Annotated in this window: 27 protein-coding genes (1 of these 27 cut by a window edge); 25 read left to right on the top strand and 2 right to left on the bottom strand. The window is 47.6% G+C overall.

All coding sequences use genetic code 11. The features are described 5' to 3' along the window. The first annotated feature begins 6 nt into the window (after positions 1-6). From MHB80_RS26705 to MHB80_RS26595, 23 genes are all read left to right on the top strand, one after another. A complete protein-coding gene (locus tag MHB80_RS26705; protein ID WP_006037933.1) occupies positions 7-192 on the top strand; it encodes a type Z 30S ribosomal protein S14 in 186 nt (61 codons plus the stop codon). Between the two features lie 31 nt (positions 193-223). Further along, positions 224-622, top strand: coding sequence for a 30S ribosomal protein S8 (gene rpsH / locus MHB80_RS26700; RefSeq protein WP_341279779.1), 399 nt, complete (start codon positions 224-226; stop codon positions 620-622). A gap of 31 nt (positions 623-653) precedes the next feature. Next, entirely contained in the window at positions 654-1,196 is a 543-nt protein-coding gene (gene rplF, locus MHB80_RS26695) for a 50S ribosomal protein L6 (RefSeq protein WP_341279778.1), read from the top strand. Between the two features lie 60 nt (positions 1,197-1,256). Further along, a complete protein-coding gene (gene rplR, locus MHB80_RS26690; protein WP_046234240.1) occupies positions 1,257-1,625 on the top strand; it encodes a 50S ribosomal protein L18 in 369 nt (122 codons plus the stop codon). 30 nt (positions 1,626-1,655) lie between these two features. Next, complete coding sequence (gene rpsE, locus MHB80_RS26685; protein ID WP_046234241.1) at positions 1,656-2,153, top strand: 30S ribosomal protein S5; 498 nt, start codon at positions 1,656-1,658, stop codon at positions 2,151-2,153. Positions 2,154-2,166: 13 nt separating this feature from the next. Next, the gene (gene rpmD, locus MHB80_RS26680; protein ID WP_046234242.1) at positions 2,167-2,346 is read left to right on the top strand and encodes a 50S ribosomal protein L30; all 180 of its coding nucleotides are present in this window, start codon (positions 2,167-2,169) and stop codon (positions 2,344-2,346) included. Between the two features lie 44 nt (positions 2,347-2,390). After that, on the top strand, positions 2,391-2,831 hold the full coding sequence (gene rplO, locus MHB80_RS26675) for a 50S ribosomal protein L15 (RefSeq protein WP_046234243.1): 441 nt from the start codon (positions 2,391-2,393) through the stop codon (positions 2,829-2,831). Beyond that, complete coding sequence (gene secY / locus MHB80_RS26670; protein WP_341279777.1) at positions 2,832-4,133, top strand: preprotein translocase subunit SecY; 1,302 nt, start codon at positions 2,832-2,834, stop codon at positions 4,131-4,133. 86 nt (positions 4,134-4,219) lie between these two features. After that, positions 4,220-4,870: an adenylate kinase gene (locus MHB80_RS26665; RefSeq protein WP_046234245.1), complete on the top strand. Its 651-nt coding sequence runs from the start codon at positions 4,220-4,222 to the stop codon at positions 4,868-4,870. Further along, a complete protein-coding gene (gene map, locus MHB80_RS26660; RefSeq protein WP_341279776.1) occupies positions 4,870-5,631 on the top strand; it encodes a type I methionyl aminopeptidase in 762 nt (253 codons plus the stop codon). The genes MHB80_RS26665 and map overlap by 1 nt, the downstream gene beginning before the upstream one ends. A 7-nt stretch (positions 5,632-5,638) precedes the next feature. Beyond that, entirely contained in the window at positions 5,639-5,920 is a 282-nt protein-coding gene (locus MHB80_RS26655) for a KOW domain-containing RNA-binding protein (protein WP_341279775.1), read from the top strand. Positions 5,921-5,923: 3 nt separating this feature from the next. Beyond that, on the top strand, positions 5,924-6,139 hold the full coding sequence (gene infA / locus MHB80_RS26650) for a translation initiation factor IF-1 (RefSeq protein ID WP_046234248.1): 216 nt from the start codon (positions 5,924-5,926) through the stop codon (positions 6,137-6,139). A 44-nt stretch (positions 6,140-6,183) separates the two neighbouring features. Beyond that, positions 6,184-6,297, top strand: coding sequence for a 50S ribosomal protein L36 (rpmJ, locus tag MHB80_RS26645; RefSeq protein ID WP_003333770.1), 114 nt, complete (start codon positions 6,184-6,186; stop codon positions 6,295-6,297). 18 nt (positions 6,298-6,315) lie between these two features. After that, on the top strand, positions 6,316-6,684 hold the full coding sequence (gene rpsM, locus MHB80_RS26640) for a 30S ribosomal protein S13 (RefSeq protein WP_341279774.1): 369 nt from the start codon (positions 6,316-6,318) through the stop codon (positions 6,682-6,684). 19 nt (positions 6,685-6,703) lie between these two features. Beyond that, entirely contained in the window at positions 6,704-7,099 is a 396-nt protein-coding gene (gene rpsK / locus MHB80_RS26635; RefSeq protein WP_046234250.1) for a 30S ribosomal protein S11, read from the top strand. Between the two features lie 126 nt (positions 7,100-7,225). Next, complete coding sequence (locus MHB80_RS26630; protein ID WP_046234251.1) at positions 7,226-8,170, top strand: DNA-directed RNA polymerase subunit alpha; 945 nt, start codon at positions 7,226-7,228, stop codon at positions 8,168-8,170. 42 nt (positions 8,171-8,212) lie between these two features. Then, on the top strand, positions 8,213-8,578 hold the full coding sequence (rplQ, locus tag MHB80_RS26625) for a 50S ribosomal protein L17 (RefSeq protein WP_046234252.1): 366 nt from the start codon (positions 8,213-8,215) through the stop codon (positions 8,576-8,578). A gap of 620 nt (positions 8,579-9,198) precedes the next feature. Then, complete coding sequence (gene truA, locus MHB80_RS26620; RefSeq protein ID WP_341279773.1) at positions 9,199-9,957, top strand: tRNA pseudouridine(38-40) synthase TruA; 759 nt, start codon at positions 9,199-9,201, stop codon at positions 9,955-9,957. A 184-nt stretch (positions 9,958-10,141) separates the two neighbouring features. Further along, entirely contained in the window at positions 10,142-10,579 is a 438-nt protein-coding gene (gene rplM, locus MHB80_RS26615) for a 50S ribosomal protein L13 (protein ID WP_046234254.1), read from the top strand. Between the two features lie 20 nt (positions 10,580-10,599). Continuing rightward, positions 10,600-10,992, top strand: coding sequence for a 30S ribosomal protein S9 (rpsI, locus tag MHB80_RS26610; protein WP_046234255.1), 393 nt, complete (start codon positions 10,600-10,602; stop codon positions 10,990-10,992). A 273-nt stretch (positions 10,993-11,265) separates the two neighbouring features. Then, positions 11,266-11,961 (top strand): phosphoadenylyl-sulfate reductase, encoded by a 696-nt coding sequence (locus tag MHB80_RS26605; protein ID WP_341279772.1) that lies wholly within the window; start codon positions 11,266-11,268, stop codon positions 11,959-11,961. Positions 11,962-12,106: 145 nt separating this feature from the next. Then, positions 12,107-12,916 carry an N-acetylmuramoyl-L-alanine amidase CwlD gene (cwlD, locus tag MHB80_RS26600; protein ID WP_341279771.1) on the top strand — a complete coding sequence of 270 codons (810 nt, stop codon included), beginning with the start codon at positions 12,107-12,109 and terminating at the stop codon, positions 12,914-12,916. 133 nt (positions 12,917-13,049) lie between these two features. Next, positions 13,050-14,159: an Mrp/NBP35 family ATP-binding protein gene (locus tag MHB80_RS26595; RefSeq protein WP_341279770.1), complete on the top strand. Its 1,110-nt coding sequence runs from the start codon at positions 13,050-13,052 to the stop codon at positions 14,157-14,159. A 245-nt stretch (positions 14,160-14,404) separates the two neighbouring features. On the opposite strand, the gene gerD is transcribed toward MHB80_RS26595, so the two are convergent. Next, positions 14,405-15,103 (bottom strand): spore germination lipoprotein GerD, encoded by a 699-nt coding sequence (gene gerD / locus MHB80_RS26590; RefSeq protein WP_341279769.1) that lies wholly within the window; start codon positions 15,101-15,103, stop codon positions 14,405-14,407. Between the two features lie 163 nt (positions 15,104-15,266). Between gerD and MHB80_RS26585 the strand changes: the two genes are divergently transcribed. Beyond that, positions 15,267-15,887 (top strand): KinB-signaling pathway activation protein, encoded by a 621-nt coding sequence (locus tag MHB80_RS26585; RefSeq protein ID WP_341279768.1) that lies wholly within the window; start codon positions 15,267-15,269, stop codon positions 15,885-15,887. A gap of 29 nt (positions 15,888-15,916) precedes the next feature. Here MHB80_RS26585 and pdaB read toward each other — a convergent pair whose 3' ends face one another. Further along, positions 15,917-16,732, bottom strand: a complete 816-nt coding sequence (pdaB, locus tag MHB80_RS26580; RefSeq protein ID WP_341279767.1) for a polysaccharide deacetylase family sporulation protein PdaB — start codon at positions 16,730-16,732, stop codon at positions 15,917-15,919. A gap of 109 nt (positions 16,733-16,841) precedes the next feature. On the opposite strand from pdaB, the gene MHB80_RS26575 reads away from it, so the two are divergent. Further along, a protein-coding gene (locus tag MHB80_RS26575) for a stage II sporulation protein M (protein ID WP_341279766.1) crosses the window boundary here: on the top strand, positions 16,842-17,421 show its 5' portion. It continues 47 nt past the right edge of the window; only the first 580 of its 627 coding nucleotides appear in the window; the start codon lies at positions 16,842-16,844; its stop codon lies off the right edge, out of view.

Below are 17,421 nucleotides of genomic sequence, written 5' to 3'. Positions count from 1 at the left end.
TACCCAGTGGCAAAAACTTCGATGAAAGTGAAGCAACAGCGTACACCGAAATTTAAAGTGCGTGCATACACGCGCTGTGAACGTTGTGGCCGTCCGCACTCTGTTTTGCAAAAGTTTAAAGTTTGCCGGATTTGTTTCCGTGAGTTAGCATACAAAGGCCAGATCCCTGGCGTTAAGAAAGCAAGCTGGTAATAAGCCTAGTTCGGGAAGGAGGTTAACACAAATGGTTATGTCTGATCCGATTGCAGATATGCTGACACGCATTCGCAATGCGAACCTTGTTCGTCATGAAACCGTTGAAATGCCCGCTTCGAAAGTGAAGAAGGAAATCGCTGAAATTCTGAAGCGTGAGGGTTTCATCCGCGATGCTGAATATATCGAGGATAACAAGCAAGGGATTATCCGTATTTTCTTGAAATACGGCCCGAGCCAAGAGCGTGTAATCACTGGTCTGAAACGTATTTCTAAACCAGGACTTCGCGTTTATACAAAATCTACTGAGATCCCTCGTGTACTGGGCGGTCTGGGAATTGCTATTATTTCCACGTCCAAAGGGATTATGACTGATAAAGAAGCACGTCAAGGCAAAGCTGGCGGCGAAGTCGTCTGCTACGTTTGGTAATTAACAAGTCACAAAGATTGGAGGTGTAACGATGTCCCGTATTGGTCGCAAGCCAATCCAAGTGCCTAACGGCGTAACAATCAACTTGGAAAACACACTTATTACTGTTAAAGGACCTAAAGGAACGCTTTCCCGTGAATTTCACAAAGATATGAAAGTCAATGTGAGTGAAACTGAGATCGTCATTGAACGTCCTTCTGACAATAAATTGCATCGCTCTTTGCACGGTACTACTCGCAGCATCATCGCTAACATGGTGAGCGGAGTTACTGACGGATTCTCGAAAAATCTTGAACTCGTTGGCGTAGGTTATCGTGCAAGCAAAAATGGTGAGAAAATCGTTCTTAACGTTGGTTACTCTCATCCAGTGGAAATCGCTCCTGAAGGCGGAATCGAATTCGACGTTCCTGCGAACACGAAAATTACTGTTCGCGGAATCGATAAAGAACTCGTTGGCGCATTTGCTGCCAAAATCCGTTCTGTACGTGAGCCTGAACCGTATAAAGGTAAAGGTATCAAGTATGAAGGCGAGCGCATTATTCGCAAAGAAGGTAAAGCTGGTAAGAAGAAATAAGCAGTCTGACATGGCTGCTTAACATAGCGGTATGAGGAATTGGAAAGGAGTGAACCTTGAATGATTACGAAAGGCGATAAAAACAAGGCACGTCTGAAAAGACACTTGCGTGTTCGTAAAAAAATCAATGGAACGGTTGCACGCCCACGTCTGTCTGTGTTTCGTTCCGCTAAGCATATGTATGCTCAATTGATCGATGATGTACAAGGAGTAACACTTGCTGCTGCTTCTACACAAGACAAAGAGCTGACTGAAGCTATCGGCAACGGCGGCAGCGTCGAAGCTGCTCGTAAAGTTGGCGAATTGCTTGCTAAACGCGCTCAAGCGAAAGGTGTAAACCAAGTAGTATTTGATCGTGGTGGTTACTTGTATCACGGAAGAATTCAGGCGCTTGCTGATGCAGCTCGCGAAGCTGGTCTGGAATTCTAATCGACTTTACTTATAAGGAGGTTAAACGACTTGCGTATAGATCCGAATACGTTAGAACTTACTGAAAAAGTTGTCAACATCAACCGTGTTGCCAAAGTTGTTAAAGGCGGACGCCGCTTCAGCTTTAGTGCATTGGTAGTAGTTGGCGACGGCAACGGCTATGTTGGCGCAGGAATCGGTAAAGCAGGCGAAGTACCTGATGCAATCCGCAAAGGTATCGAAGATGCTAAGAAAAACCTGATTCATGTTCCAATCGTTGGTACAACAATTCCTCACCTTGTGCTAGGACATTTCGGCGCTGGAGAAGTTCTCCTGAAGCCGGCATCCGAAGGTACAGGTGTTATCGCTGGTGGCCCAGTTCGTGCAGTTCTTGAACTTGCTGGCGTTGGCGATATTTTGACGAAATCCCTCGGTTCTTCGAACTCCATGAACATGGTTAACGCAACGCTCGAAGGTCTTTCACGTTTGAAACGTGCTGAAGATGTTGCGAAGCTTCGTGGTAAAACTGTCGAAGAGCTGTTAGGTTAAGGAGGGGTATACGATGGCAAAATTGCAAATCACCCTCGTTCGCAGTTTGATCGGCCGTAACGAGAAACAGCGTGCTACTGTAGCATCGCTGGGACTTCGTAAAATCCGTCAAACCGTTGAGTTGAACGATACTGTAGCTATTCGCGGCATGGTTAAACATGTTAGCCACTTGGTTAAAGTCGAAGAAGTATAAGATAGTCATTCATACCAAGAAATAAACAAGGAGGTGCAAGAACGATGAAATTGCATGAACTCGCACCAGCACCAGGTTCCAAGCAAACGCCAAAACGTAAAGGTCGCGGTATTGGTACCGGTAACGGTAAAACAGCTGGACGTGGTCACAAAGGTCAAAATGCTCGCTCCGGCGGCGGTGTTCGTCCTGGTTTCGAGGGTGGTCAAAACCCATTGTACCGTCGTGTACCGAAACGCGGATTTAACAACCGTTTCCGTAAAGAGTATGCCATAATCAACATTGAAGAGCTTAACAGCTTTGCAGCAGGCACCGAAGTCACTCCAGAAGTTCTTCTTGAGCAAGGGATTGTGAAAAATCCACTAGCGGGCATTAAGATTTTGGGTAACGGTGAAATCAACGTCCAACTGACTGTAAAAGCAAGTAAGTTCTCTCAATCTGCGGTAGAGAAAATCCAGGCTGCCGGCGGTAAAACCGAGGTGATCTAATTGTTCAAAACCGTGTCCAACATTTGGAAAGTTGCGGATTTGCGCTCGCGCATTCTATTTACGCTTTTCATCCTGCTCATCTACCGGATTGGTTCTTTCATTCCGGTGCCGGGCATCAATAAAGAAGTGTTTAAACAAGTTGATCGCGCAGGTGCAGATTTGTTCGGCTTGCTTAACACGTTTTCTGGTGGAGCGCTTTTCAAATTCTCTATTTTTGCAATCGGGATTATGCCATATATTACAGCTTCGATTATCGTGCAGCTGTTGTCGATGGATGTTATACCTAAATTCGCAGAGTGGGCGAAGGAAGGCGAGAACGGCAAACGTAAGCTCGCGCAAATTACACGTTACGGCACGGTTATTCTTGGTTTAGTCCAGGGTTTCGCAACAGCAATCGGCTTCAACCGCCAATATGGCAATGAGATGATTCCTGGTGCGACCTTCGTTGATTATTTGGTTGTTGCTATCATCTTGACTGCAGGTACTGCGTTCTTGATGTGGCTAGGCGAGCAAATTACTGAGCGTGGTATTGGTAACGGTATTTCGATCCTGATCTTTGCAGGTATCGCTGCTGGTATACCAGGCCACATCCGTACAATTTGGCAAGATCAATTTATTGGTCAAGAAGCTGCTTTGTTCTGGAATATTGGTAAAATGGTTCTGATCCTAATTGTGATCATTGCCATCATCGTCGGAGTAATCTTTGTTCAGCAAGGGATTCGTAAAATTCCGGTTCAATACGCTAAACGTGTAGTGGGCAGAAAAATGTACGGCGGACAATCGACGCATATCCCAATGAAAGTAAACGGAGCAGGTGTTATTCCGGTTATTTTCGCGGTATCGCTTCTGATGTTCCCGGTTACGATTGCTCAGTTCTGGAATGGATCGGTATGGGCTAACTGGATTATCAATAATATGTATTATGACAAACCGCTTGGTATGGTCTTGTATGTACTGTTGATTATCGGATTCACCTTCTTCTATACCTTCGTTCAAATTAATCCGGTACAAATGGCGGATCAAATGAAAAAGAACGGTGGTTATATCCCAGGTATTCGCCCGGGCAAGCCAACTTCTTCTTATCTGACCCGCGTTATGTCGCGTATTACATTGACGGGCGCGCTTTTCCTAGCGGTTATCTCGATAATGCCAGTGCTCTTCGGATCACTTGCAGGATTGCCGCGTACGGTGCAACTTGGCGGAACTTCGCTTCTAATCGTTATCGGCGTTGCGCTTGATACGATGAAGCAAATCGAAACTCAGTTGATCAAACGCCATTACAAAGGGTTTATCAATAAATAACAATAGGTTCTGTTCGGGCTTCCGTGACGTCGCTTTCGATGGTACGGACCCGCATGAGCCTATTGTGTTTAAAGTGAGGAACACGAATGAACATTTTATTCATGGGCCCTCCGGGAGCCGGTAAAGGAACGCAAGCTGAACGAATCGTTTCCGAGTTTGGTATACCACACATCTCGACAGGCGATGCATTCCGCCTTGCTATGAAAGAAGGCACTGCGCTCGGTCTCAAAGCGAAAGAGTATGTCGATAAAGGACTGCTTGTACCCGATGAGATTACGAACGGTATCGTAAAAGAACGTCTTGCATTAGACGATTGCAATAAAGGGTTTTTGCTGGACGGTTTTCCACGGACATTGCAACAAGCCGAAGCGCTTGATGGCATGCTCAAGGAACTTGACCGAGGCATTAACCATGTCGTTAATTTAAAGGTTGATCGTGGATTTCTCATGGCACGCCTAACTGGAAGACGCATTTGCAAAACATGCGGAACGACGTATCACATTCTGTTCAATCCACCGAAGCAAGAAGGCGTCTGTGATAAAGACGGCGGCGAATTGTATCAGCGCTCGGATGATACGGAGGAGAAGGTTGGAACGCGTCTTGATGAGTACATTTCCAAAACTGCTCCACTTCTTGATTATTACAGTGATAAAGGTCTTCTTCGCGAAGTCGATGGCGAGAAGGAAATTAATGCGGTAACAGCCGACATTACTTCCATCTTGCGAGGTTCGTTGTAATGATTATACGCAAATCCGAATCGGAGCTGCGCTATATGAGAGAAGCTGGCAGAATTGTTGCGGATGCACATCGGTTGATGGCGAGGTCGGTGAAGCCGGGTATTACTACCATTGAGCTTGATCAACTAGCTGAAGACTATATTCGCAGTCAAGGAGCCTTGCCTTCTTTTAAAGGTTACAATGGTTTTCCCGCCAGCATTTGCGCTTCTGTAAATGACGAGCTGGTACATGGTTTTCCAGGACCTCGGAAGTTGAACGAAGGCGATATTATTAGTATTGATATCGGGGCGCAGTACAATGGCTATCATGGCGACTCTGCATGGACCTACGCGGTTGGCGCAGTAACGCCTGAAGTACAGAGGCTGCTGGATGTAGCGGAACAGTCGCTTTATGCGGCAGTGAATCTCATCCGTCCGAATGAGAAGCTATTTACGATATCCCATGCTGTTCAGCAAGTTGTCGAAGCGGCTGGCTTCTCGGTTGTACGTGAGTTTGTTGGTCATGGAATTGGAGCTAAGCTTCATGAGGAACCACAAATTCCGAACTATGGCATGCCAGGTCGCGGACCGAAGCTTGAGCCAGGAATGGTGCTTTGCATCGAACCTATGGTGAACATCGGTGAACGATATGTCCGCACGCTTGAAGACAATTGGACGGTCGTAACGGAAGACGGCTCGATGTGTGCTCATTTTGAGCATACGGTTGCCGTAACGGAGAATGGTTTTGAAATTTTGACGCTTTCGAAGCCACAGGCGGAATGAGCCAGAGATGGATAAATTCGCGCAGGTAGGCCAAATTGTCAAAGTGCTTCGGGGCAAGGATGAAGACAGCTATGCGGTCGTCATATCCATCATTGACGAACGTTTCGTTATGATTGTAGATGGCGATAAGCGGCGCTTTGACTCGCCGAAGAAGAAGAACGTTCTGCATCTCGAGTTACAGCCTGTTATAAGCAGCGAAGTTGTAAACAGCTTGCTTGAATCAGGCAGGGTGACCAATACCAAGTTACGTTATGTTATACAGAAGTTTGCACATGCGAAAGGAGAATGACGGTTGGCTAAGGAAGACATCATTGAGGTCGAAGGTACGGTGATCGAACCGTTGCCGAATGCCACATTCAAGGTGGAGCTGGAGAACGGTCATCAAATTCTCGCACATGTTTCCGGTAAGCTCAGAATGCACTTTATTCGTATTCTGACAGGAGACAAGGTGGTTATACAGTTATCGCCTTATGATTTAACAAAAGGGCGCATCACCTATCGTAAGTAGACCGCATTGCGGTTTGCGAGCGAAAGATTCGGGAGGTAATCACAATGAAGGTTAGACCTTCGGTTAAGCCGATTTGCGAAAAATGCAAAGTCATTCGTCGCAAAGGCAACGTTATGGTGATTTGTGAAAATCCGAAACACAAACAAAAACAAGGATAGAAGGAGGGATAACGGCCTATGGCACGTATAGCTGGTGTAGACTTGCCGCGTGATAAGCGCGTCGAAATCGCTCTGACATACATTTTCGGTGTTGGCAAAGTGACTTCACAAAAAATCTTGAGCACAACTGGCGTTAACGCGGACACTCGTGTTCGTGATTTGACAGAAGATGAGCTTGCGAAAATTCGTGAAGCAATTGACAAATCCGTTAAAGTGGAAGGCGACCTGCGTCGTGAAATTTCGCTTAACATCAAACGTCTGATTGAAATCGGATGTTACCGTGGTGTTCGTCACCGTCGTGGTTTGCCTGTTCGCGGTCAACGCACGAAAACAAATGCGCGTACGCGTAAAGGTCCTCGTCGGACTGTAGCTAACAAAAAGAAATAAGAAGAGGTGAAATAGGATAATGGCAAAACCGAAAAAAGTCGTTCGTACAAAACGTCGTGATCGGAAAAATATTGAGTCTGGCGTCGCTCACATTCGCTCGACTTTCAATAACACGATTGTTACAATTACGGACCCTCACGGCAATGCAATCTCTTGGGCAAGCTCCGGTAACATGGGTTTCAGAGGTTCGCGTAAAAGCACACCTTTCGCAGCTCAAATGGCAGCTGAAACTGCAGCTAAAGCAGCAATGGAACATGGCATGAAAACCGTTGAGGTTATGGTTAAAGGTCCAGGCGCTGGTCGTGAAGCAGCTATTCGTTCGCTTCAAGCAGCAGGTCTAGAAGTTAACCTGATTAAAGACGTTACTCCAGTGCCTCATAACGGATGCCGTCCACCAAAACGTCGTCGCGTATAGTTAGATCCACTGTGGTATCAAATGACAGCAACTTGTGAATAATGGTTGTGAAGGTTTGGCATACTACGAGATTTGACTTAAGATACGGTATGGTAACGGAGCGACGTTTGAAGGAGGGTACTATTAGTGATTGAGATCGAAAAGCCGAAAATCGAGACCGTGGATTTGAACGAGGATGGGACTTACGGACGGTTCATTGTTGAGCCGCTCGAGCGTGGCTACGGCACGACGCTTGGAAATTCGCTTCGCCGAATTTTGTTGTCGTCTTTGCCGGGTGCAGCTGTTACTTCCGTTCAGATCGACGGAGTGCTTCACGAGTTCTCTACAGTTCCAGGAGTGATGGAAGACGTAACTGAAATCATTCTGAACCTGAAGGGCCTCTCGTTGAAAATCCACTCCGATGAAGAGAAGGTTTTGGAAATCGACGCTGAAGGCGAAGGAATCGTTACGGCGGGCGATATTCGTGCTGACAGCGATGTCGAGATTTTGAACCCTGATCTTCACATCGCCACCTTGGCCTCCGGCGCGCGGCTCCATATGCGTGTTTTTGCTAATCGGGGACGCGGATATGTGCAAGCGGACCGTAACAAAAGGGAAGATCAACCGATTGGAGTCATCCCGGTTGATTCGATTTACACGCCAATTACACGTGTAAATTACAGTGTGGAGAATACTCGTGTTGGTCAAGTGACTAACTATGATAAGCTTACGCTGGAAGTTTGGACTGACGGAAGTATTCGTCCGGAAGAGGCTGTAAGCCTCGGCGCTAAAATCTTGACTGAGCATTTGGATCTATTCGTTGGCTTGACTGACGAAGCGAAAGATGCCGAGATTATGGTGGAGAAGGAAGAAGACAAAAAAGAGAAAGTTCTGGAGATGACTATCGAAGAACTCGATCTTTCCGTACGTTCATACAACTGCTTGAAGCGTGCAGGAATCAATACCGTTCAAGAGCTGATTACGAAATCCGAAGAGGACATGATGAAGGTTCGCAACCTGGGCCGCAAGTCGCTTGAGGAAGTTCAAGAGAAGCTGGAAGAACTGGGTCTTGGCCTGCGCATGGAAGAGTAGCATCAATTAGTCTAGACTACAGGCAAGGGAGGGAAAATCAAGATGGCATATCAAAAACTAGGCCGTAACGCTAGCGCGCGGAAAGCATTGTTCCGTGACCTCGTTACTGACCTTTTCCTTTATGAGCGTATTCAAACAACGGAAGCAAAAGCGAAAGAGGTTCGTTCGATCGCTGAAAAGCTAATCACGAAAGCGAAGCAAGGCGACTTGCACGCTCGTCGTCAAGTAGCAGCTTACGTGCGTCGTGAAACAATCGATGGAGAGCAGGATGCAATCCAAAAATTGTTCTCGGAGCTGGGCCCCCGTTACTCGGAGCGTCCGGGCGGATACACGCGGATTTTGAAACTAGGACCTCGCCGTGGCGACGCTGCGCCAATGGTATATTTGGAACTGGTAGACCGCGCGTAACATGAGAAAGGGTGGACCCTCGAGGCCACCTTTTTTTATTTGCTGGCTTTTGTGATTGCAGGGATGTTTGGCTTCGCGTCGGCTGATGATAGTGTGAAGCTTTGGGCGGGGTGGGCGTTCCGTGAAAGGTATGGGCTTACGATCGTTGTTGTTGTCTGATTATTAATAACTAGCGCTTAGCGGTTTAAATCAGACAACAAAGACGAACGCTTCGCTTCTCCAGCTCCAAACCTTTCACTCCACTCCCATCCCCTCTCCAAAGCACATCACTCTACCACCCAGCCTCGCTTCGCCCAGCCCGAGCCTCACAAGCCGCAAATAAACGCGGCCTGAGGGCCAGGAAGGCAGCAGACGTAGTGTTCCCTAATACTTACTCAGGCACACTATGTCTAAAAATTTCCTGCTGCTCAGCTTTGCTTAGAGCGTCAATGGAGGACACCTCCAGTAGTTGCTGCGAAGCAGGAGCTGCCGTGCAGTTTTAATGGATGCAGCAAAGGCTTGAGGGAGCAAGAGGTTGGAAAGCCTTTGAAGGTTTGGGTAGACTCTCGGTTGAGAGTTTGGGATAGAAACCTTTAAAGGTTTGGCTAGAAGCCCTCTCGAGGGTCTGGGAGGAATTCCACATGCGAAATATTGCAGTAAAGGTTAGCTACGATGGGGCGCAGTTTAATGGCTTCCAATCTCAGCTGGAGCCGCATCTCAGAACGGTGCAGCAGGAGATTGAGAAATCGTTAAAGGTACTTACGGGTGAGGAGATTAATATCATTGGCTCGGGCCGGACAGATGCAGGCGTTCATGCTATGGGCCAGGTGTTCAATTTTCATACGAAATCCGTCATACCTGCGGAGAGATGGGCTATTGCGCTGAATACGAGGCTGCCGAAGGATATTGTTATTTTGGAGGCGTTCGAGGTGCCGGAGCATTTTCATTCCCGGCGCTCGGCCAAACGAAAAACGTATCGTTATTCGATAGATCGTGGCAAGTTCCCGGATGTATTCACCCGCGAGTACTGCTTTCATTATCCGATGCGCTTAGATGCAGAGGCTATGGCGAAGGCACTTCCCTATGTGATTGGCGAGCATGATTTTACTTCTTTCACATCTATTCATTCGACAAAGCCGCATCATATAAGAACGATTTATGAGGCATATTTTGAGCAGCAGGGCAGCAAGCTTCATATGTACGTGACCGGCAACGGTTTTTTGTACAATATGGTGCGGGTTATTATGGGTACACTGCTATGGGTGGGGCAAGGCAAGCTGAAGCCGGAAGATATGAAGCGCATATTAGAAGGCAAAAGCAGGTCTTTGGCTGGCCCAACTGCAATGCCTCATGGCCTTACGCTGGTCGAAGTTGAATATCCGGATGAACTAAGAAGTTAATCGTACAAACTGCTTGCTTTAGGCCACTTTATATAGTAATATATAACTTGTGCTTTCTTAGTGGCTATCCCACAGCCCCGACTGAGATCGTCACAAACTTGGCAGCAATAACTGTTATAAATCGAACGGAAACGTTCTTTGATAAAATTAAATTTTAAACGTAAGCGAATGAAGGAGGATCTCCATGCGTACCACCTATATGGCTAAGCCAAATGAAGTTGAACGTAAATGGTACATCATTGATGCGGAAGGTAAAACCCTCGGTCGTCTGGCAAGCGAAGCAGCTAGCTTGATCCGTGGCAAACACAAGCCGCAATTTACACCTCACGTTGATACAGGCGATTTCGTTATCGTAATCAACGCTGAAAAAATCGTTCTGACAGGTAAAAAACTGACAGACAAAATGTACTACCGTCACTCGATGTACTCCGGTGGTTTGAAAGTTACACCGGCTAACGTTATGATCGACAAAAAGCCTGATCGCGTTATCGAATTGGCTGTTCACGGCATGTTGCCAAAAACACGTCAAGGTAACAAAATGAAGCTTAGACTTAAAGCATACGCTGGTTCGGTACATCCGCACCAAGCACAAAATCCTGAAGTTTACGAACTTCGCGGGTAATTAAAGGGGAGGACAGTTTCATGGCTCAAGTGCAATACTATGGAACGGGTCGTCGTAAACACTCTGTTGCACGTGTACGTCTCGTGCCAGGTGAAGGACGAATCATCATTAACAAACGTGATATCAACGAATACTTCGGTTTGGAAACATTGAAACTAATCGTTAAACAACCGCTTAACCTGACAGAAACGCTTACGCAATATGATGTATTGGTTATTGCTAACGGCGGCGGTATGTCCGGCCAAGCAGGCGCTATCCGTCATGGTATCTCCCGCGCTCTACTGAAAGTAGACGCTGAATACCGTCCAGCTCTGAAACGCGCTGGATTCTTGACTCGTGACCCACGTATGAAAGAGCGTAAAAAATACGGTCTTAAAGCGGCTCGTCGCGCGCCACAATTCTCGAAACGTTAATCTATTGTTTTACAGCCCCTGGCCTTCTGGCCGGGGGTTTTTTATTGTTTTTGAAGCTTGTGAAGGGTGATGCCAAGAAGCTGAAATAGGTGGAACGGTTAGGGTCAGACGGGACAAGGGGAAGAAGCGTACTTGGAGCCCGTTTTGTTGGATGATATTCAAACTTTAATTCATTTTGGAGTAAACTAGATATTGAAGATTGTTATTGGACGACGTATAATTAAACTTAAATACAGATCAATATACTTGGAATTGATGCGGAGGGATAAAACGATGAACCTTTTTGAGAAGGAAGCGCTTATTGCCAAGCAGGCTGTAGAGCTTGAAAATGCAACGCCAGAAGAGATTATTGCATTTGCTGTGGCGACATTTCCTAATCTGACTTTTGCTTGCAGCTTCGGTGCAGAGGATGTCGTGCTTGTAGACATGCTGCAGAAGGTTAGCCCGACAACCGATATTTTCTACCTCGATACTGATTTTCATTTTAAAGAAACGTATGAGACTCGCGATCGTATGATCGAGCGCTACCCAGGAATTCCATTCGTAGAAGTGAAGCCGAAAATTACGCCGGAGCAGCAAGCTTCGCAATATGGCGAAGAGCTGTGGAAGTCAGATGCCAATCAATGCTGCAGCATTCGTAAGGTAGAGCCGCTTACCCGGATTCTGTCCCAATACGAAGCATGGATTACAGGTATTCGTCGTGATCAGGCGCCAACACGTGCCAACGCGAAAAAAATCGAATACGATACAAAATTCGGGTTGGTCAAGTTTAACCCGATTGCCCATTGGACATCGGAGGATGTATGGAATTATATCCGCGAAAATGATGTCATTTACAATCCGCTTCATGATCAAAACTATCCGAGCATTGGCTGCGAATATTGTACGCGTCAAGTTATGCCAGGTGAGGACCCACGCGCTGGACGCTGGGCAGGACAAGAAAAAACAGAGTGCGGCTTGCATAAATAATCGTTACTGAAGAAGGCTGGACAGCATGAGAAGCCAGATGAGGAAGATGGCGGAGCAGCCTGTCACCTAATAAGTCTTATCGTGTGATACTGTGAACGTGCAGAAGCACACTCATAAATAACCATCTCGTCCCATATAGATGATAATGAGCGCCGGCCAAGCTGGTGCTGATTATTATTTGATGGAGGACGGGGTGGTTTTTTTGCGCCGATGGGGACGACGCTGGGTCGTTTGGATAACGCTAAAGGGAGCACTGCGCTTGACTGCTGCTGTACTGGCAATTGCACTCGTATGGACGCTGCTTACTTATGGAGATGAACGGACTGCACGGACATGGAAGACGTGGGCAACGCCGTTATCTGGTAAAACGATTGCGCTTGATGCTGGGCATGGGGGAGTGGACGGCGGGGCGGTAAGCAAGCAGGGAGTCGTTGAAAAAGATTTGAATATGGCGATTGCGCTATATTTGCGCGATTATTTGCAGCAGGCGGGAGCGCTTGTCGTGATGACGCGCGAAGGGGATTATGATCTCGCAGCTCCAGATACGAAAACCTACAGCAGGCGGAAAACGGAGGATCTGCATAAGCGTGTGAATGTCATAAAGGAGAGCCAGCCGCATTTGGTCGTCAGCATACACATGAACAGTATTCCATCAGCCAAATGGTCAGGAGCGCAAACCTTTTACAATCCGGCTAATCATCGCGGCAGCAAGCTGCTTGCTGCTGCTATTCAAAACGAGATTAAACGCAATTTAGAAAATACGAGCCGCGTCGCAGCAACGGAAAATTCCGTCTATTTGCTCAAAGCTATTACGGATGTGCCCACCGCCTTAATTGAAGTCGGTTTTCTATCTAATCCAGGAGAAGCAGCCAGACTGGCCGATTCGGAATACCAGCGGAAGGTCGCGGCTTCCATTTATCAAGGACTGCTGAGATACGCTGCTGGAGAAAAATGATGCTTTCGGCAGAGGACACGCCACAAGGATGAAACCGTTTCGACACGTTACAGCCATGAATGTTGCTGCTTAACTATGCTATAATCATTATTAATAAGCAGTAATCGCATACATAAAGGTGGGGACGTATCCTATGTTAACACGTGAGCAAGCTTTGGAAGCCGTTGAAGCAGTAACGGCGCAATATACGGCGGGCGAGGTATCCGTCCGCGATGTGATGGTGAAGGACCGTCAAGTTTCACTGACGGTCCTGATTGCCAGCGAGGAGGCGAAGCCCTCGCTGGAAGCCGCGCTGCGCGAAGCGTTGGCGCGGCTGGGCGCCGAAACCGTGCATTGCCGGTTTCGTGCGCTAGAGCCCGCAGCTGCGGCGGATGCATCCGCGCAGCGCGGGGCGCCAAGCGGCGGCGGCGAAGCCTCCGCTGCCGCAGGCGCAGGCGCCGCCGGCCCCGTGCAAGGCCACGGGGCCGGGCTGGCGAGCCCGCTGCTGGATGCCCGCAGCGGGGTGCAGTTCATTGCCGTCGCCAGCGGCAAGGGCGGCGTCGGCAAATCCACAGTGACCGTGAACCTCGCGGTCGCTCTCGCTCGCAAGGGCAAGCGCGTCGGCATTATCGACGCCGACATTTACGGCTTCAGCGTGCCCGATATGATGGGCATTGAAGAGCGCCCGCAGGTCGTGAACGAGCGGGTCATCCCGATTGAAAAATTCGGGGTGAAAGTGATGTCGATGGGCTTTTTTGTCGAGGATAACAGCCCAATCGTATGGCGCGGCCCGATGCTGGGCAAAATGCTGCGCAACTTTTTTGACGAAATCGAATGGGGTCAGCTTGATTATTTGCTGCTTGATCTGCCGCCGGGAACAGGCGATGTGGCGCTGGACGTTCATCAGATCATCCCGCAAAGCAAAGAAATCATCGTCACGACGCCGCACGCTACAGCTGCTTTCGTTGCTGCTCGCGCAGGAGCAATGGCTATTAAGACCGAACATGAAATCATCGGTATCGTTGAAAATATGGCGTATTACAAATGCAGCAAATGCGGCGAGCCGGAATACATTTTTGGCCGCGGCGGTGGCGGAAGGCTAGCGGAGTCGCTTCATGCCGAGCTGCTGTCCCAAATACCGCTTGGTGCGCCGGATAATCATCCATCAGAGCCAGACTTCTCGCCATCCGTATACAAGGCAGAGAGCGAGACCGGTCAGCTTTATTTGGAGCTTGCGGACAAAGTGCTGCAAAAATGCGAATAGCTCGCGTTCCTTCAACTGAATAACGAAATGAAAGAAAGCCCCATGCATATGAATGAAGCATCAGTCAGGCAACTGGCCTAACTGCATTCATAGCGGGGGCTTTCTTTTTTACTAGGACGGCGCCAACCGTTTCACCTTGAAATATAGGAAAGTGTATGATTTCTCCATCCTTTCTCTATATTTCTCGGACTGAAACGCGCCGCGCCGCCAAAAGACGGCGCCAACCGTTTCACCTTGTTCACAAGCTACATCGTACTATCCTGCTGTCCGTCTCCCGAGCCAGAATCCTCCTGATCGCCGCCGCTATCTTCACCGGAGCCTTGTTGCTCCTCTCCAGAGCCTTGCTTGTCGACCTTCTCGTTAGGCTTTGGTTTCAGTTCTTCCTGTACGGCTTTCTTCATTAGATCGAGCACTTCAAGCTTGAAAAGCGGATTTTGCATCGACTCCTGCATAATGGACATGACTTGTTTTTTGTACTGCGTGCTTTGCAGCACCTCCAAAATCATCCGATCCATCTCCGGATTTTTCATTACCTTGATTAACTGCTCCTGATACGACGGATCTTTAAGCAGCTGCTGGTGGATTTCCTTGTTCTGCTTATTGACGGCTTTGGCAAATTCCCCGGCGAAACGAACGTCGGTCATCAGCGTTTTGATTACCTTGTCATATTCCGGTGCGACCAGCACATCCTTTACCGCCAAACGGACTTGCTCTTGATCCTGCACAGACAAAAGCTTGGACGTATTTCCGTTATAGCCCGACATTTGCTGTGCCGATTCCTGGAGCGCTTTTTGAGCATCCTCCGTTTTGAGTATATCAATGACCATCGATTTCATGTCTTTGTACGTGACTTGCTGGCTGCTTCCCGATGATTCTGATCCACAACTGGTCAAGACAAAAGACGTTGCAATGAGAAGCATAATTACCGTCATACGAATGCGCATGATTCGTGTTCTCCCTTCGTGGCAGCATTCCTGTATTGATGGGAGTAGTATGTGCCAAAGTTCCAGCCATTATCATGGGGAAAGGTTAGCTTTTTAATGTGAACGTGGTAAAATAAAGGATGTTGGACAGGGTGTGCTTGAAAAATTTAGGGGGATGTCAAACGTGAATATCAGAAAATGGTTTTTTCTTTTTTGGAGCTGTATGGCAGTCGGTGGTTTGGCTACAGCGATATGCGGAATAACGATGCAGTGGACGGATCCAGAGTTTGGTTTTATGGGACTGGATGCCTCAGGATTCAATTTTGCCATGATGGCGCTTGTTGGCCTTATGTTTGGGGCATTTAGCCAGATGGGCTTTTTCGCTTATTTGACTTTAAATTATATCGCGCTTAGCGTGTTTCGCAAAAGCTATCTCTGGAATACGCTGCAAGGCTATTCCACCGTGTTTGCAGCATTAGCTTTAGGCTATTTGCTGTTTGAGCAGCGGACGAATGGCTGGTTCTTCTGGCTTCTGCCGCTTCTGCTTATGGTGTTCTCCCTTGCTGTTTCTTATGTAAAGGTGAAGCAGACGAAAGCTGTAGCTTTTGTGCCGACCGCGTTTCTGATGTTCACTGTTACGTTCATTGAAGCTTATCCGGCTTTAAAAGGGGAAACCAATACTGCAGCCATCATCTTTATGATTGTGCCGCTGTTCGTATGTAATGCGTACCAAATATTGATGCTGCCGCGGATTTTGAAAAGCGAAGCGACCGAATCTGCATCATCTGCAAAGCCGGTCGCTTAATGTAGGAACTATTTTTAAGCCTGCATGGCTTAATGCTTCACTGCTGCGTTCAATTGGCTTGTACCGGTGGAGGATAGGGTGGATTTGTCTTGTACGTCTTTGCCCTCGGTTTCCGTCTGTGTAATTAGCTCCGTCACCGTCACGAAGTCATAGCCCTTGGAGCGCAGCTGGTCGATAATAACAGGCAGTGCTTCATGAGTTTGCTTCACGGAATCGCTGGCATGCATCAATATTATATCGCCAGGATGAGCGCGGCTCACTACCCTGCTAATGATTTTATCCGTTCCGATGTTCATCCAGTCTAGGGAGTCGGTGTCCCATTGAATGACTTTATAGTTCATTTCGGTCGCAATACGGAGTACCCTTTTGTCAAAATCGCCATTCGGCATCCGAATCAAATTAGGCTGTTTGCCAGTCGTATCGGAAATAATCGAATGAGCAGTAGAAATTTGCGTGCGGATTTCGTCGTCGCTCAGCTTGCTGTAATAATCATGCTTGTGGCCGTGGCTTCCGATCTCATAACCAGCGTCGGTTATTTTCTTCACAATATCGGAATGCGATTGAATCCAGGGCGACGATAGAAAAAAGGTAGCTTTCGTAATGCCTTTGTCCTTAAGCACTTTCAATATTGGCTCCGCGCGTTTTTCGCCCCAGCTAATATCAAACGTAAGGGCCACGACTTTCTTTTCTGTCGGGACACTGTAGATGGCAGCGGGCTGTTGCGGTGAAAACACCGTAATATTGTCGCGCTCCGCGTAAATGACGCCTACCGAGAATACGAGTGCAAGTACAATTAGACTGTAGTGCTTGATTTTACGACCGTTCATTACATAAAAAAAGTTCATCTTAGGCGGGCTCTCCTCTCTAATGGAAGCTTGTTCTAGTACAATCTATGCTCATAGCGCCAAGTTATTCATGCTTGTTCAATTTAAAATGGGCAGAGGAGGGCATCATTTGTTCAAGCCTCGGGAAATTCTCGATCACTTTCGCTCGATGAGCGGCTATATTGCCTTTGGGTGTATCCTATTTTTTGCCGGTATTGTTGTAGGTGGAAGCAATACGGCGATTAGCGACATGATGGATCAACAGCTGGAGGCGATAGCAGAGCTGGCACAGCAGCTCGATCAGTCAGATAATCCGACGATGAGCTATATATTGTTCATTTTTTTCAACAATGCCATTAAATCACTCTTCATTATGTATCTCGGTGCGTTCCTTGGATTAGTTCCGCTGTTCTTCCTCGTCTTTAATGGAATGATTATTGGTTATTTGCTGAACCGGACAGCTGAGCTGCAGGGAGCGGGCACTGTAATGGAAATGATTTTTAAAGGCTTGCTGCCGCACGGCATTATTGAAATTCCGGCAATTATTATTGCTGGTGCATATGGCATGCGATTTGGCGTCCTCGTTTTAAAACTGATGAAATCGACGGTTAGCCCAAATGGGCAGGTCGATAAGAGCGGTTTGGAAATTTTATTTTTTATGAAAAAAACCATCCCAGTCGCTGTTGTGCTTACGATTTCTCTGCTAGTGG

The organism is Paenibacillus sp. FSL H8-0537 (assembly GCF_038051995.1).
Taxonomy (GTDB): domain Bacteria; phylum Bacillota; class Bacilli; order Paenibacillales; family Paenibacillaceae; genus Pristimantibacillus.
This window is presented reverse-complemented; position numbering and strand designations above follow the sequence as displayed.

Excerpts from the sequence above, each read along its gene's own strand:
- cwlD (WP_341279771.1), top strand. The coding sequence starts at position 12,107 with ATGAGCGCCGGCCAAGCTGGTGCTGATTATTATTTGATGGAGGACGGG.
- rpsK (WP_046234250.1), top strand. The coding sequence starts at position 6,704 with ATGGCAAAACCGAAAAAAGTCGTTCGTACAAAACGTCGTGATCGGAAA.
- MHB80_RS26605 (WP_341279772.1), top strand. The coding sequence starts at position 11,266 with ATGAACCTTTTTGAGAAGGAAGCGCTTATTGCCAAGCAGGCTGTAGAG.
- rpsM (WP_341279774.1), top strand. The coding sequence starts at position 6,316 with ATGGCACGTATAGCTGGTGTAGACTTGCCGCGTGATAAGCGCGTCGAA.
- rplF (WP_341279778.1), top strand. The coding sequence starts at position 654 with ATGTCCCGTATTGGTCGCAAGCCAATCCAAGTGCCTAACGGCGTAACA.
- rplR (WP_046234240.1), top strand. The coding sequence starts at position 1,257 with ATGATTACGAAAGGCGATAAAAACAAGGCACGTCTGAAAAGACACTTG.
- rplO (WP_046234243.1), top strand. The coding sequence starts at position 2,391 with ATGAAATTGCATGAACTCGCACCAGCACCAGGTTCCAAGCAAACGCCA.
- rplM (WP_046234254.1), top strand. The coding sequence starts at position 10,142 with ATGCGTACCACCTATATGGCTAAGCCAAATGAAGTTGAACGTAAATGG.
- rpsI (WP_046234255.1), top strand. The coding sequence starts at position 10,600 with ATGGCTCAAGTGCAATACTATGGAACGGGTCGTCGTAAACACTCTGTT.
- truA (WP_341279773.1), top strand. The coding sequence starts at position 9,199 with ATGCGAAATATTGCAGTAAAGGTTAGCTACGATGGGGCGCAGTTTAAT.
- pdaB (WP_341279767.1), bottom strand. The coding sequence starts at position 16,732 with ATGAACTTTTTTTATGTAATGAACGGTCGTAAAATCAAGCACTACAGT.
- rpsH (WP_341279779.1), top strand. The coding sequence starts at position 224 with ATGGTTATGTCTGATCCGATTGCAGATATGCTGACACGCATTCGCAAT.
- MHB80_RS26655 (WP_341279775.1), top strand. The coding sequence starts at position 5,639 with ATGGATAAATTCGCGCAGGTAGGCCAAATTGTCAAAGTGCTTCGGGGC.
- rpmJ (WP_003333770.1), top strand. The coding sequence starts at position 6,184 with ATGAAGGTTAGACCTTCGGTTAAGCCGATTTGCGAAAAATGCAAAGTC.
- rplQ (WP_046234252.1), top strand. The coding sequence starts at position 8,213 with ATGGCATATCAAAAACTAGGCCGTAACGCTAGCGCGCGGAAAGCATTG.
- map (WP_341279776.1), top strand. The coding sequence starts at position 4,870 with ATGATTATACGCAAATCCGAATCGGAGCTGCGCTATATGAGAGAAGCT.
- rpmD (WP_046234242.1), top strand. The coding sequence starts at position 2,167 with ATGGCAAAATTGCAAATCACCCTCGTTCGCAGTTTGATCGGCCGTAAC.
- MHB80_RS26595 (WP_341279770.1), top strand. The coding sequence starts at position 13,050 with ATGTTAACACGTGAGCAAGCTTTGGAAGCCGTTGAAGCAGTAACGGCG.
- gerD (WP_341279769.1), bottom strand. The coding sequence starts at position 15,103 with ATGCGCATTCGTATGACGGTAATTATGCTTCTCATTGCAACGTCTTTT.
- MHB80_RS26665 (WP_046234245.1), top strand. The coding sequence starts at position 4,220 with ATGAACATTTTATTCATGGGCCCTCCGGGAGCCGGTAAAGGAACGCAA.